Annotated in this window: 11 protein-coding genes; 7 read left to right on the forward strand and 4 right to left on the reverse strand. The window is 65.9% G+C overall.

Annotated elements, in window-relative coordinates; genetic code table 11:
• Positions 1-21 precede the first annotated feature (21 nt).
• From RBH22_RS01800 to RBH22_RS01815, 4 genes are read left to right on the forward strand one after another with little or no spacing between them, the layout of a single operon-like run.
• A complete protein-coding gene (locus tag RBH22_RS01800) occupies positions 22-501 on the forward strand; it encodes a hypothetical protein (protein WP_306676362.1) in 480 nt (159 codons plus the stop codon).
• The gene (locus RBH22_RS01805; protein WP_306676363.1) at positions 494-904 is read left to right on the forward strand and encodes a hypothetical protein; all 411 of its coding nucleotides are present in this window, start codon (positions 494-496) and stop codon (positions 902-904) included. The genes RBH22_RS01800 and RBH22_RS01805 overlap by 8 nt, the downstream gene beginning before the upstream one ends.
• Positions 901-1,806 (forward strand): hypothetical protein, encoded by a 906-nt coding sequence (locus RBH22_RS01810; RefSeq protein ID WP_306676364.1) that lies wholly within the window; start codon positions 901-903, stop codon positions 1,804-1,806. Before RBH22_RS01805 ends, RBH22_RS01810 begins: the two co-directional genes overlap by 4 nt.
• Complete coding sequence (locus RBH22_RS01815; protein ID WP_306676365.1) at positions 1,806-4,862, forward strand: hypothetical protein; 3,057 nt, start codon at positions 1,806-1,808, stop codon at positions 4,860-4,862. The genes RBH22_RS01810 and RBH22_RS01815 overlap by 1 nt, the downstream gene beginning before the upstream one ends.
• A gap of 47 nt (positions 4,863-4,909) precedes the next feature.
• Here RBH22_RS01815 and sufD read toward each other — a convergent pair whose 3' ends face one another.
• The 4 genes from sufD to RBH22_RS01835 form a co-directional block, all read right to left on the reverse strand.
• Complete coding sequence (gene sufD / locus RBH22_RS01820) at positions 4,910-6,121, reverse strand: Fe-S cluster assembly protein SufD (RefSeq protein WP_306676366.1); 1,212 nt, start codon at positions 6,119-6,121, stop codon at positions 4,910-4,912.
• A 1-nt stretch (position 6,122) separates the two neighbouring features.
• Positions 6,123-7,553, reverse strand: coding sequence for a Fe-S cluster assembly protein SufB (sufB, locus tag RBH22_RS01825; RefSeq protein WP_121568047.1), 1,431 nt, complete (start codon positions 7,551-7,553; stop codon positions 6,123-6,125).
• Positions 7,554-7,586: 33 nt separating this feature from the next.
• Complete coding sequence (locus RBH22_RS01830) at positions 7,587-8,501, reverse strand: ABC transporter ATP-binding protein (RefSeq protein ID WP_306676367.1); 915 nt, start codon at positions 8,499-8,501, stop codon at positions 7,587-7,589.
• A gap of 158 nt (positions 8,502-8,659) precedes the next feature.
• A complete protein-coding gene (locus RBH22_RS01835) occupies positions 8,660-11,404 on the reverse strand; it encodes a DNA-directed DNA polymerase (protein ID WP_306676369.1) in 2,745 nt (914 codons plus the stop codon).
• Between the two features lie 301 nt (positions 11,405-11,705).
• On the opposite strand from RBH22_RS01835, the gene RBH22_RS01840 reads away from it, so the two are divergent.
• The 3 genes from RBH22_RS01840 (at position 11,706) to RBH22_RS01850 (ending at position 12,926) form a co-directional block, all read left to right on the forward strand.
• Complete coding sequence (locus RBH22_RS01840; RefSeq protein WP_256288012.1) at positions 11,706-11,894, forward strand: hypothetical protein; 189 nt, start codon at positions 11,706-11,708, stop codon at positions 11,892-11,894.
• 64 nt (positions 11,895-11,958) lie between these two features.
• Positions 11,959-12,432, forward strand: coding sequence for a hypothetical protein (locus RBH22_RS01845; RefSeq protein ID WP_306676370.1), 474 nt, complete (start codon positions 11,959-11,961; stop codon positions 12,430-12,432).
• Positions 12,433-12,482: 50 nt separating this feature from the next.
• Entirely contained in the window at positions 12,483-12,926 is a 444-nt protein-coding gene (locus RBH22_RS01850; RefSeq protein ID WP_256288014.1) for a hypothetical protein, read from the forward strand.
• The last annotated feature ends 85 nt before the right edge of the window (positions 12,927-13,011 follow it).

Genomic DNA, 13,011 nt, shown 5'->3' on the forward strand with positions numbered 1-13,011 from the left:
GGAGACGGCACCAGCCGCCCTATGTTCGACCTCACACTCGACGCGTGGTACGCGTGGATCGGCCTGTCGCTGACGGGCGTCGCACTCGTCGGTGCCGCTACCGGACTTCCGACTGCCCCGCCACCGGACGCAGGAGCCGTCGCGGCGACGATCGACCGCGTCGCGGCCGCAGAGTACACCGCGACTGGCGAGCACCCGCTCGACGCCGAGGAGATCCGGCTCGGGACGCGCCGCGTCGGACTCCGCTCGGACGCGGGGACGGCTCACGCGACGGTGGCGTTCGGCCCCGTTACTCCTGTCCCCGCCGGCGACTCGCCGCTTCGGGAGGTGCTGCACGGGACGCCGCCCGACCGGGCGTTCCGCTCGCCGGCGGCGTTCCGACAGGCAGTCGTCAGCGCCAGAGCCGACGCGACGGAGGCGCCGTGGCGTGTCGTGGATCGAACGCTGATCGTTCGCCGGACGACCTGGGACGACGTCGACGTGGTGCTCGTCGATGCGTAACGAGGCGAGGGCGGCCGAACGGGCCCAGACGTCACCGATAGTGGCGCTCGTCGCGCTCTTCGCGGTCTGTGCTGGCCTGTCGCTGTACGCCACCACACTCGGTGCCGTGACGCCGTCAGAGACGGCGAACGAACTCGCAGAGCCGACGCTCGACCGCGTCTACGGCGAGATCCACGGTGGCGGCGTCGTCTCTCCCGTGAGCCTCGTTCGGGCAGACAGGGTCGCGCCAGACGGCTACCGCGTCGCGGTCGTGCTCACGACACAGAACGCGCGCTGGACGAACGGCCGTCGGCCGCCGCACGATGTCGGCAGCGACGCCGACAGTGCTGCCCGGCCGGTGAGCGTTGCGATGGGGGACGGCGACGTCGAGTGGGGTCAGCTACGGGTCTGGGTGTGGCGATGAACGCCGCTCTCGACGCAGTGGTTTGTCTGCTCCTCGTCTCCGCGTCCGTCTTCGGTCTGGTGAGTGTCGAGCAGTCGCCACCGCAGAACCCTGGACAGGCCGACGCCGTCGCCGACGCGCTCGCGACGACGACGGCACAGGTGACCTACTCGCTCGCCCCCGGCGTTCGTGCCCTCGACGACGCTGATCCACGGTATGGGAACGCGGCCGAAACGCCTCTCGACTCGCCCGAACTCGACCGGACTGCGCACGGGAGCCTCGCCGGATTGCTCGCTCGCGCCGCGACGGGAACTGCGGGCGTCACCCTGGACTCGGCGGACTCAGATCCCGAGGCAGCCCCACTCACGCGGACCCGCGCGGACTTCCGCCGGGCCGTGCGGGAAGCCGTCCGCGCTCGAACCGGCGCGACCGCTCGGATCGACGCAGTGTGGCGACCGTATCCCGACGCGCCGGTCGGCGGTGCTGTCGGCGTCGGTCCTCGACCGCCCATCGATGGCGTCCACACGGCGACGCTCGTCGTCCCGACTGGGGTCGCACCGCTCGCTGCGTCAGAAACGACCGATTTCGAGACACTCGGCCGCGCAGTCGCCGACCGGACCGTGCAGGTACTCGTCCCGCCCGGCCCCGCGCACGTCACGCTCCGCGGTGACGATCCGGCCGCTGGGTTGGTTCGATATCGGTACGCGCGCCTCGAAGCCGAAATGAACACGTCGCTGTCTGCCCCGCTCGCGACCGAAGACACCGATGCCGCGAACGCCTGCGTCGCTGACGCGCTCGCCCGGCAGGTGACTGCAGACTTACGGAGCCGATACGACACGCCGGCTGCGGCCGCGGAGTCGGTGTCCGTGTCTTCAGTTCGGATCATCGTTCGTACCTGGAACCCCTCGGCGGAGGCTCGCTGATGCGGCTCGCAGACGACGACCGCGCGCGGGTCCCGTTCGCCCTCGTCGGCGTGCTGCTCCTCGTTGGCAGTTCGACGTTCGCGGCCTCACTCGCGACACCGGGTCCCGAACCGATCGACCGCTCGGCTGACGTCGTCGCCGATCGCGTCGACGCCGAGGTGACCGCCGCACTCCGCGGCGCCGTTCGGGATGCGGCGCGGGCGGCTGCTCGCGACCCCGTGACCATCGCAGCAGACACCGAGGCCGGACGCGCGCTCGCGGGTTCGCAGACGTTCCGTCGCTACCTCCGACTTCGCGTGTTCCTCGCTGCTCGTGATGCTGTCGCGGCAGTCGAACACCGCCGAGGGCAGAGCGCCGCGCGGGCATCGCTCGGGGCGTCCGTCGAGACCGTTCCGGACGCGCTCGGTCACGTCTCGCTCGCGAGCGCCGACGACGGAACGGAACTGCGAGTGACGGTCCACGACGTCGCTCTGACGATCGAACGGGACGGACGTGTCGTCGAGACCAGCCAGCGCGACCGGACGATGACCGTCGGCGTCCCCGTCCTGGCGCTGCACGACCGAACCGAAGCGTTCCAGGCACGCCTGGACGCGGACCCACTCGACGCACCGGGTCTCGCTCGCCGGACGACGGTTGGCGTCACCGCGATGGCGCAGGCCCGTGGCCTCGGTCAGTACGGCGGGCTACCGATCTCGAACGTCGTGGCGAACCGCCACGTCGCGCTCTCGACGAACGCCGGCCTCCTCGACGCCCAGCGGGCGGCGTTCGGTAGAGCTGATCCGGACGCTGCCGCTGGGGTTCGCGCGGCGACGCTGCAGACCGGCGCGACCGACCTCCTCGGCCCGAGAACGGACCCGCGTGTCGTGTCGGCAGTGACCGGTCAACTTCCGAGTCCCAACGACGCCGAGCGCGCGGATTCCGACGGGAGATCTGGGTCGTTGCCGGCGACCCGATCGATTTCGGTGGGTGTGAACGGCACGGCCGACGAGGCGTTTCTGTCACTGCTCCGTGGGACGCGCGGAGCCGACACCCTCGACGCCGTCCTGCGAGACGGCTACCGGGCGAGAGTCTCCATCGACGCCGAGGCGTGGACGGTCCGAAACGGCCGGCGACCCGCCCCACGCGCACCTGGTCCCAACTGGACGCTCGTCTACTCCGACGTCTCGACTGACGTCGCCGTCACCGGAAGTGGGCAGTCGCGGTCTGTGTCTCGAACGGGGATCGGCACGCGGCGGCTCTACACGGCAACCCGACGCGTCGTAGAGCACCGGCGAGTGGATCGGACCTGGGTCAAGGTGAATGCGACACCACAAACGACGTCCGCGTCGTGGCGGGACGTCTCCCGTGTCCGGGTGACCGCGACCGGCCGGCTCGGTGGCGGGAGAGCGCCCGCCCGCCCCGTCCGACCGCTCTTCGAATCCGGCGGGACGCTCGATGGACCGAACCTCAGAGCGGGACGCACAGCCAGCCGTGAGCTCGTGTCGGACCTCGGGGGACCCGACGCGATCGCTCGCCGTGCAGTCACCGGTGGCCGGACGAGTGCCTCGACCGCGATGGTCGGCGACCGGCCCGCGGAACTCGCCGACTGGGTGTACGCGGACGTCGCGCGACTCCGCGATCGTGTGCGGCACCTCTCTGTCGAGGTCGACGCCAGTGCTGCGGCCACGGGGCGAGCCAACGGTGCGGCGCGCCTCGCGTCGCTCGTCCGCGACCGACGTGCCGTACTCCTCGACGCGCCTGAAACCTACGACGGCGTCGCGGACCGAACCCGCGTCGCCGCTCGTGCGGCGTATCTCGACCAGCTACTCGCTGCGCTCGACGCCCGCGCTGACCGGACCCGGAAGCAAAACACCGGCATCGGTCGTGCGCTCGACGCGAAAGGGATCGCGGCCTCACGCGCGAAGGATCTCGCAGATCTCACGCCCGAGCCGCCATCGCCGCGTCGGGACGTCGGGACGGCCGCAGGCGCACGCGGAGAGGTCGTCTTCGTCCCCGACGGCGACCCGGCGTATCTCGCGCCCGAACCGGTCGAGGGAACTCTCGTCGACGGTATCGACGACGACGAACAGTACGTCGGTCTCGCCGTCCGAAATCTGAACGTATTTGCCGTCCCGTACGGCGAAGCGGCGGATCTCGTCACACGAACGCTCTTCGGGAACGCTGGACGCGTCTCGCTACACACTGCAGGGCAGGCGCTCGTCACCGCCGATCAGACGCTCGAAACGCACGCTGATCCAACACTCCGAAAGCGTACCGACGCACTGCGGTCGAACGTCGCCCGCTCGATGGGCCACGTTCGACAACGCACGGAGCGAACGCTCGCTCGCGAGACGACACTCTCGCCGACGGAGCGGACTGCCGTCGTCCGCCGCGCGTTCGCGCGCTGGGCCGGCCCGGGCGAGCGTGCGGTCGCGGCGACCGACGGGTCCCTCGCTCGCGCGGTTGCGACAGTGGCCGTCGCTGAAACGACAGGCACTGGTTCGAGCGAGGTAGCGGAAGATCGGGTCCGTACGGCGCTCCGCGTCGATCTGCGTCGGGCAGCGACGTCGAAACGGGTCCGCGTTCCCCAGTCGGTCGTCGACGAGACGGTCTCGACGACGCGCGACGTCGCCCGCGAGATGGCGACCCAAACCGCCGAGAACGCGACCCAGCAGGGCATCGCGCGCGCAACTAACGGGACGCTCGGAGAGATCCCCGCCGGACTCCCGATCCTGCCGACGCTCAACCCGTGGGTCGCCACGACGAACCTCTGGATCGTGGAATCCCGCGGTGCTTACGGTCGGTTCGCCGTCGAAGCAGCCTCCGATCGGACGACGTACGTCCGCGACGGGACGACCGTGGCGCTCGACGTCGACGGCGATGGGGTCGACGAACGACTCGGAGAGAACAAACGCGTCGACTTCCGCGTGCGGACGGTCGCCGTCGTGGCCGTGCCGCCCGGAAAGTTCGGCGTCGGCGACACCGACGGCAACGTCGACGAGCGATCAGTCGCGTGGAGCGGATCGGCTCCGGGGCCTCGCTGTACGACGCCGACGGGGCAGTGTCCGAGAGAATGAGATCGCGTAGAAAGTGCGGGAGAAAGAACCGTAAGTAAAAGCGTCGGTTACTGCAGCCGTGCGGCGATCAGGGCTTCGAGATCGTCGCGGAACTCCTCGACTTCGATCTCTTCGAGGACGGGGACGAAGAAGCCCTCGACGAGCATATTCCGCGCGCGCCACGGCGGGATGGCTCGCGAGACCATATAGAACAGGTCTTCCTGGTCGACCTGTCCGACAGTCGCCGAGTGCGACGCCTCGGTGTCGTGATTCTGAATGATCAGCTTCGGCGACGCGTCGGCCTCGCTCTCGTCCGAAAGCATCAGCGTGTTTTCGCGCTGGTAGGAGTTCGTGTCCCACGCGTCGCGGCCGACGTCCTGGACGCCCTCGTACACCGAGCGCGCCTCGTCGTCGAGGACGCCTCGGGTGACGAGATCTGCGGTCGTGTGTTCGGCGTTGTGCCAGACGCGGGCGTTGACGTCGAAGTGCTGGTCGTCGTGGCCGAAGAACGCGCCGACGATCTTCGTCTCGGCGGCGTCGCCGTTGAGTTCGCTCTCGACGTCGCTGCGAGTCAGCCGCGATCCGAGGTTGCCCTCGATCCAGTTGACCGTCGCGTACGTGCCGACGTCCGCTCGCTTGAGCGAGTAGCTGTAGGTGTCTTCGTTCAGATTCTGCAGCGACCCGTACTGGACGTAGGAGTTCTCGCCGGCGTCGATCTCGACGAGGTTCGAGAAGTACCGCGAGCCCTCTACGTCAGCACCCGACTCGATGCTCTCGAGGATCGTGACCGACGCGGACTCCTCGGTGACGACGAGCGTGTGACTGAACAGCGATCGGGAGTTCATCTCCGCGCGGATCGTCACGTCCTCGGCGTCGACTCCTTCGGGGACGTAGACGACCGTGCCGGTCGTGAACAGCGCGGCCGACAGCGCGGTCAGGTAGTTCTCCTGCGGGTCGATCGTCGATCCGAACGCGGACTCGACGACGTCGGGGTGCGCGTCGAGCGCTTCGGTGAACGTGAGCACCTCGACGCCCTCGTCGGCGGTGCGCTCGGTCTCGTCGACCTGTTCGAGCGGGTCGACGAGCGACTCGAAGTCGAGCGCTTCGAGGTTCGTCCAGCGGCGGCCGGGCGTCTGGATGACGTCCGGCAGATCGAGCGTTTCGAGCGCGTCGAGGGCGTCGAGTCGCGCTTCGAGTAGCCACTCGGGTTCCTCGCGCTGCTCGGAGATCTCTCGGACCGTCTCCGCAGAGAGGTTCGCGGGAAGTTGTGCGCCGCTCATACTACCCGAGGCTCCCCTCCATTTCGAGTTCGACGAGGCGGTTGAGTTCGACCGCGTACTCGATCGGCAGTTCTTCGGTGATCGGCTCGATGAAGCCCGAGACGATCATCTGCTTTGCGTCGTCGTCGTCGAGGCCGCGCGACTGGAGGTAGAAGACGTCCTCGTCGCCGATCTTGCCGACGGTGGCCTCGTGGGCGACGTCGACTTTCGACTCGTTGATCTCCATATACGGCATCGTGTCCGACGTCGACTCGTTGTCGAACATCAGCGCGTCACACTCGACGGAGGTCGAGGAATCGGACGCGCCGTCGGCGATGTGGACGAGACCGCGGTAGTTCGTCCGGCCGCCGTCCTTCGAGATCGACTTGGACTCGATCGTCGACTTGGTGTTGGGCGCGTTGTGGTAGACCTTCGCGCCGGTGTCGATGTTCTGGCCCTCGCCTGCGAAGGCGATGGTGATGTGGTTGTCGGAGGCGCCGGGACCCTTCAGCACGGTCGAGGGGTACAGCATCGTCGCCTTCGAGCCCATCGAGCCGGAGATCCACTCCATTCGGCCGCCGGCTTCGACGATCGCACGCTTGGTGTTGAGGTTGTAGGTGTTCTTCGACCAGTTCTGCACCGTGGAGTACTGGACGTGGGCGTCCTCGCCGACGAACACTTCGACGCCGCCGGAGTGCAGATTGAACGCCGAGTACTTCGGGGCCGAACAGCCCTCGATGTAGTGAACTTCCGCGCCGTCCTCGGCGACGATGAGCGTGTGCTCGAACTGGCCCATCCCTTCGGAGTTCATCCGGAAGTACGCCTGCACGGGCATCTCGACTGTCACGTCCTCGGGGACGTAGACGAACGAGCCGCCGGACCAGACGGCGCCGTGGAGCGCGGCGAACTTGTTGTCGCTCGGGGGGACGCACTTCGTCATGAAGTACTCGCGGACGATGTCGGGGTGCTCCTGCACCGCCTTGTCCATATTCATGAAGATGACGCCCTTCTCCTCCCAGCGCTCCTGCATATTCTGGTAGACGACCTCGGACTCGTACTGGGCGCCGACGCCCGAGAGCGCGTTCTTCTCGGCCTCGGGGATGCCGAGTTTGTCGAAGGTGTCTTTGATCTCGTCTGGGAGTTCCGTCCAGTCGTCGACGCCCGCGCGGACGTCGACGTCGGGTCGGATGTAAGGTACGATCTCTGCGATGTCGACTTCCGAGAGGTCCGGCTGGCCGGGCCAGTCGGTCGGCATCGGCATCTTCTGGAACTGCTTCAGCGCGCGGAGGCGCCGGTTCAGCATCCACTCGGGTTCGTCTTTGTCCTCGGAGATGACGCGGACCGTCTCTTCGGTCAGGCCCTTCTCGGTCTGGAACGCCGAGGACTCCTCCTTCTTGAAGTCGAAGCGAGCCTCGGTGTCCGTCTCTTTGAGGTGATCTTGTTCGGAGCTCATAATTGTGTTTGGTTGCTTAGATCTCTGTCCGTATCAGGCTGTCCCGTATACCTCGTCGCGAACCCAGTCGTACCCCTTGTCTTCGAGTTCTTCGGCCAGCGACGCGTCGCCGCTCTTGACGACCTTCCCGTCCAGCATAATGTGGACGTGGTCGGGCTCGACGTACTCGAGGATGCGCTGGTAGTGCGTGATCTGGAGCACGCCCGTGCCCTGCTCGTCGCGGAGGGCGTTGATTCCCGCCGAGACGTCCTGCAGGCGGTCGATGTCCAGCCCGGAGTCGATCTCGTCGAGGACAGCGATCGACGGTTCGAGGATCGCGGCCTGCAGCACCTCGTTCTGTTTCTTCTCACCGCCGGAGAAGCCGGCGTTGAGATAGCGCTGCATAAACTTCTCGTCCATATCCAGCAGCTCCATCTTCTCTTTGAGGAGCTGTTGGAACTCGGCGACGCCGACCTCGCCCTCGTCGGCGGGACCTTCCATCGGGGAGGTCTCGTAGCCAGCGTCTTCTTCTTCGCCCGCTGCTTCTTCGGCTTCGTCTTCGTCCTCGAAGAGTTCCTCGCGTTCCTCGAGTTTGGCGTTCAGTGCGGTCCGGAGGAAGTTCGTCATCGTGACGCCCTCGATCTCTGCGGGGTACTGGAAGCCGAGGAAGATACCGAGCGCCGCGCGCTCGTTCGGCTCCAGCTCGAGAAGATCCCACGTCAGTTTGTCCTCGGGGGCGTCCGCGTCGACGTCGTTCTCGTCGAGATGGAGGAGGATCTCACCGTCGGTGACCTCGTAGGCGGGATGTCCGGCGATGACCTTCGCCGTCGTCGACTTCCCGGACCCGTTTGGACCCATCATCGCGTGGATCTCGCCGGATTTGACCTCCAGGTCAACGCCACGAAGAATCTGTTCGCCGCCTTCCTCCGCCACGTTCGCGTGGAGGTTCTTGATTTCGAGTGTAGCCATCGTTGTTTCGTTGCCTCGTGTCCCTAAAGTAGGGTCTGGCACCCATAATGGTTACGCATTCCCCAGTACACAGTTTATTGTGGGGAAAATATATTTGCGTTTTGCGAAACCGAATGTGGGTACGTGAGGTTCCTGTCGGTCGCGTTTGCTGACGTGCGTCAGACGAAACTGCCGAGTCCGGTCTGCTCCTGCCCGGATTTCACCTCGTCCCACGACATTCCGAGCGCTTCGATGATCCGCGCGATCGGTCCCTTCAGCGTCTTTTCGAGCATCACGTCCCAGTCGACCTCGAACTCTTCGGGGAGTTGGTCGTCGTACTCGATACAGATGACGTCGGGATCGCGTTTGAACTCACCGTAGAGGACATCGCGCTGCGGATCGAATCCCTCCTCGCCTTCCATCCGCCGGAACCACGAGGGATGGACTTTCTCCAGGTAGATCCGCTTCGGTTTCGACCCGCGCCCGAAGTTCGTCCCCAGGAACTCGTTCGCGTACTTCGCGCCGCGGACCTGCGCGGTCGCGGTGTCGTAGGCGTCCAGGCGCTTGCCGATCCCGCCGGGGATGCCGATCTCGTCGACGGGGATCTCGCCCGACTCGAAGTCGCTGATGATCTCGTGGAGGTAGTCGGCGATCTCGTCGGTCTCCTCCCCGTGGACAATCATCTCGATGACGCGCTTTTGCACCTCTTTGGTGATCGGCGCGATGTCCGAGCGCTTGTACTCGAAGCCCGTGATGTCGATGTCGTCGACGTCCTTCCCTTCCTTCCAGACGATGTGGCCCGCGTAGCGCTTTTTCTTTCCTGCTTGGAAGAACCGCCGATAGAGCTTCTCGAACTCGATCTGGAAGCGGTGTTCCTCGGCGTCGAGTTCCCGCGCTGCGAACTCGTCGTAGGAGTCGTTGATGTACTCCTCCAACTCGAAGGACTGCTCTATGGCTTCCTCCTTACTGACGTCACCGCCGAGTTCCAGCATCACCGAGTCGGTGTCGCCATAGATGACTTCCTTGCCGAGTTCGTTCGCGGCCTCGGCCGTGTGTTCGATCACGTCACGACCCGTCGCAGTGACGGCAGCACCCATCTCCTTGTCGTAGAGGCGGAACCGATCCCAGCCCAGGACGCCGTACAGCGAGTTCATAATCACCTTGACAGCCGCCTGCTGGCGGTCGTACTGCTCGTAGGCCGGCGTATCGGGATCGTTCTCGTTCCGCAGGGCCTTCTTCTCCTCGCGCTCTGCGAGGAGGTCGTCGATCATCTCGCGGATGATCCCGTCCGGTTCGCGTCGGAAGTACGTCCCGTTGGGTGCCTGGAACGTGTCACCGTCGTAGCTTTCGGGGTCGACCTTCGTCTCCGGCGACGCGTTGATCGTCACCATACACATCGGATAGAGGCTCTTCAGGTCGAGCACGGTGACGTTCTCTTTGACGCCGGTGATCGGATCGAAGACGGCCCCGCCCTCGTAGTCCTCGGCGTCGGCCTGGCCCTTCGACGGGAGGGCGAAGCGGCCGTGCGCCTCGTGGAGAATGTAGATGTCGACGGTGTCGCCCGGCGTCGTCGCGTCTTCGAGCTTACAACCGACGAACGTCCGCACCTCGTCCCAGAAGGCGATGACGTCCTGTTTGCGGTCGATCTCGACGCAGAGTTCGACGTCGCGAACGTTGTACTCCAGCAGACGTTCGGGCTCTTGCTCCCAGAGGTCGCCGATGTCGCCCGCGTACCGCTCTTTCCCCACGTCGAGTTCGAGTTCGCCCACGGCGTCGAGCCGATAGGACTCCAGTTCCGTGAACTGCGTGCGCTTGTAGGCGTACAGGAGGTCGAAGACGACGCGGCCTTTCACGTTCGGGCCGCCCCAGCCGCTGCGCCAGACCTCGCCGATGCGGGAGAACCGCGCGGGGTCGAGGTCGTACTCCGAGGTCGGATCGATGACTTCCATTCGATCGAGGAGGTACGGCATATCGAAGTCCTCGAAGTTCCAACCGGTCAGTACGTCCGGATCCGTTTCCTCGATGTAGGTGAGGAACGCGTCGAGCATCGCATCCTCGCGCTCGAAGGATCGAACGTCGATGTCGGTGTCCTCGCGCAGCGGTTCGTACGCGTCGAGGTCGTCAGGAGAGTCGACGCCCGCGGCGGCTTCCGGAGCGTCGTAGAGCCACGCAATGTACTCGTCGCGTTCGGAGTCGTGGCTGGTGAGACAGACGATCGGTTCCTCGCCGTCCTCGGGGAAGCCCGAACGGTCGTCGACCTCGATGTCGAAGGTGTTCACGCGCAGCGGCGCTTCGACCTCGACGGGTTCGATCTCGTCGTGCGGAATCTGGATCGCATCTGCTTTCCCGTCACTATCGTCGCCACCGTCGCCGCCGTCACCGAGACGTCGCTCGGGAACGCGGATACCGCTCTTGACGTCCTTGTCGATGAGCAGGCGGTTCGGAAAGAGGATGTCCGCCTCGTAGTGTTCGAACTCGTCGCGGATCTGGCCGACGTCCCGCGGCGTCCGGGTGCAGATCTTCGTCAGCTCCTCACCCCGGATACTCTCGTAGCCCTCCTCCGTTCGCGTGATGACGTCCTTGTCGAGTTTGTCGTCGTCGAGCGTCTCGGTCGGCGCGTAGAAGTACGGCTCGAACCCGAGCACGCGGACGTGTTCGGTCTCGCCGTCGGGCGTCCGACCGAAGACGTGCAGGACGGGATACTCCCGACGGCCGCTGCCCTCGACGGAGTAGTTGACCTGCGTCACCATCAGTTCGACCGTGCCGTCGGCGTCGGGAAAGCGGATGTCCTCGGCGTCGACGACTTCCGAGACGTGCTGTGTGCCGTTGCCGGCGACGGCCACCGCTTCCGCGTCCGGCCGGGCGTCGTCGGCGGTGTCGTCGCCACCGCCCCCCCAGTCGTCCGTAAGCCCTGCCTGTTCCATAGGGGCGCTTTCGGCATTCCCGAGTAAAAGCTTCGGCATTGTGTCCGTCGCGTGTACCCGGATTCCGCCATTTACGTTCGCTAACGCCTCGTCTTCTTGCCGACCGCCCCTCGACTGATAGGGATTATCGTCACTGTTCGAAGATTCTCTCCGTACCGTCCGGCGAGAAATCTACGAGGACTTACGATAGTCCCTATGATCATCCTTCCGCCGACCGTCTCGGCGGATCGTCGGTTTCTCCGCGACGGGTTCCGGATCGGACGCAAGACCTATAGTGTGTTATGTCATACCACAGGCTACGATGGTCGACCCTGCAGACTCCGAGCGGACGGATCGGTCGCCAGCCGCGCCAGCGCGCCTGGGCGAAGCGAACGGACTCGACGACGTCGAGTCCTACGAGGTCGACGGCGGGATCGTGTTTTACGATCCGCAGAATCCGCTCGCGTGGGTCGAAGCGGCCCGGACGGTGACGCTCGCCGAGTACTGTTAGCCCGCTCGTCGCTCTCTTTCGGCGGAACGAACTGTTTTTGCGGCGCCCGCCCCTCGAGTCGACCGTGCCGACGGATTTCGACGAGTGGCTCGAAGAACCGAACGAGCCCAACCCCGAAGACCGGTGGGGAGACCCCGAGAACGACCTCGTTTCTATCCCGTCGGTCGAGACGTCGGGGGACGAAGATGCCGCCGGCATCGACGTCGACGGCGACCTCGCGAAGTTCTTCTGGGCCACAGTCATCTACGCCAACGTCGCGCTCGCAGGCGTCAGCCTCGGCCTGTTGCTCATCGCGTTCCGTAGTCAGTGGACTTGGGGCGGCGGGGCCGTCGTCGTCGGCCTCTTCGCACTCTACCGGACGTACGACCTCTATCGGACGTACCAAGAGCACGTCGCAGACAGCGACGAGAGCACGCCCGACGCAGCTGCTGACGGGGCGGTAGATACAGACTCTGACGGGGCGAAAGACGGAGGTTCTGCCGGTGCGGCAAACGCGGACGCCGATACCGCGGGCGCCGGTCCGGACGAACATCAGTGATCGCGTCCGCCAGCGCAACTGATAAGCGCCGCTCGGGCCAGGTCACGACTATGCAGACCGTCCGCGATGACGCCGGTGATCGGTATCTCTTGGTCAAGCGCTCGGCCGAATCGAGTCGCGTGCGCGATCCGGAGACTGGCGAGGAACGGTACCTCCCCAACGACGCGTTGACCGTCGAGGACGATGCGCCACTTTCGGTCGCCGCTCGCGCCGTCCCCGAGGCGGTCCGACGCGTCGCCACGGCCGCACACGACGACCGCTCGCTTGGACTGCTCGTCGAACTCGCCGATCGCGGCCCGCTCTCGGTGGTCGAACTCCTCGATTCCTACGACCTCTGTGAGTCGGATCTTCACGGCCTCCTCGGTGAGTTCCGCGCGGCAGGGCTCCTCACCGAGACGACTGTCTACGGCGAGCGCGGCTACGACGCCACCGAGACGACGCGCCGTGCGGTCGCGATGCTTCGAGGCGCCGAAGACGACGGTAACAGCGAGTAATCGACAGTAGCCGACAGTGGTCGGCGATAATCGAAGCACAGCTCCGCCCCGTCGATTCTGAACAGCAGAAAGAAGCCCGGAGAGA

The organism is Halobellus sp. H-GB7, assembly GCF_030848585.1.
Lineage (GTDB): Archaea > Halobacteriota > Halobacteria > Halobacteriales > Haloferacaceae > Haloquadratum > Haloquadratum inordinatus.

Bases quoted from the DNA above. Each gene is read 5' to 3' on its own strand.
- RBH22_RS01840 (WP_256288012.1), top strand. From the start codon at position 11,706: ATGGTCGACCCTGCAGACTCCGAGCGGACGGATCGGTCGCCAGCCGCG.
- RBH22_RS01815 (WP_306676365.1), top strand. From the start codon at position 1,806: ATGCGGCTCGCAGACGACGACCGCGCGCGGGTCCCGTTCGCCCTCGTC.
- RBH22_RS01835 (WP_306676369.1), bottom strand. From the start codon at position 11,404: ATGGAACAGGCAGGGCTTACGGACGACTGGGGGGGCGGTGGCGACGAC.
- sufD (WP_306676366.1), bottom strand. From the start codon at position 6,121: ATGAGCGGCGCACAACTTCCCGCGAACCTCTCTGCGGAGACGGTCCGA.
- RBH22_RS01805 (WP_306676363.1), top strand. From the start codon at position 494: ATGCGTAACGAGGCGAGGGCGGCCGAACGGGCCCAGACGTCACCGATA.
- RBH22_RS01850 (WP_256288014.1), top strand. From the start codon at position 12,483: ATGCAGACCGTCCGCGATGACGCCGGTGATCGGTATCTCTTGGTCAAG.
- RBH22_RS01830 (WP_306676367.1), bottom strand. From the start codon at position 8,501: ATGGCTACACTCGAAATCAAGAACCTCCACGCGAACGTGGCGGAGGAA.
- sufB (WP_121568047.1), bottom strand. From the start codon at position 7,553: ATGAGCTCCGAACAAGATCACCTCAAAGAGACGGACACCGAGGCTCGC.
- RBH22_RS01810 (WP_306676364.1), top strand. From the start codon at position 901: ATGAACGCCGCTCTCGACGCAGTGGTTTGTCTGCTCCTCGTCTCCGCG.
- RBH22_RS01800 (WP_306676362.1), top strand. From the start codon at position 22: ATGTTCGACCTCACACTCGACGCGTGGTACGCGTGGATCGGCCTGTCG.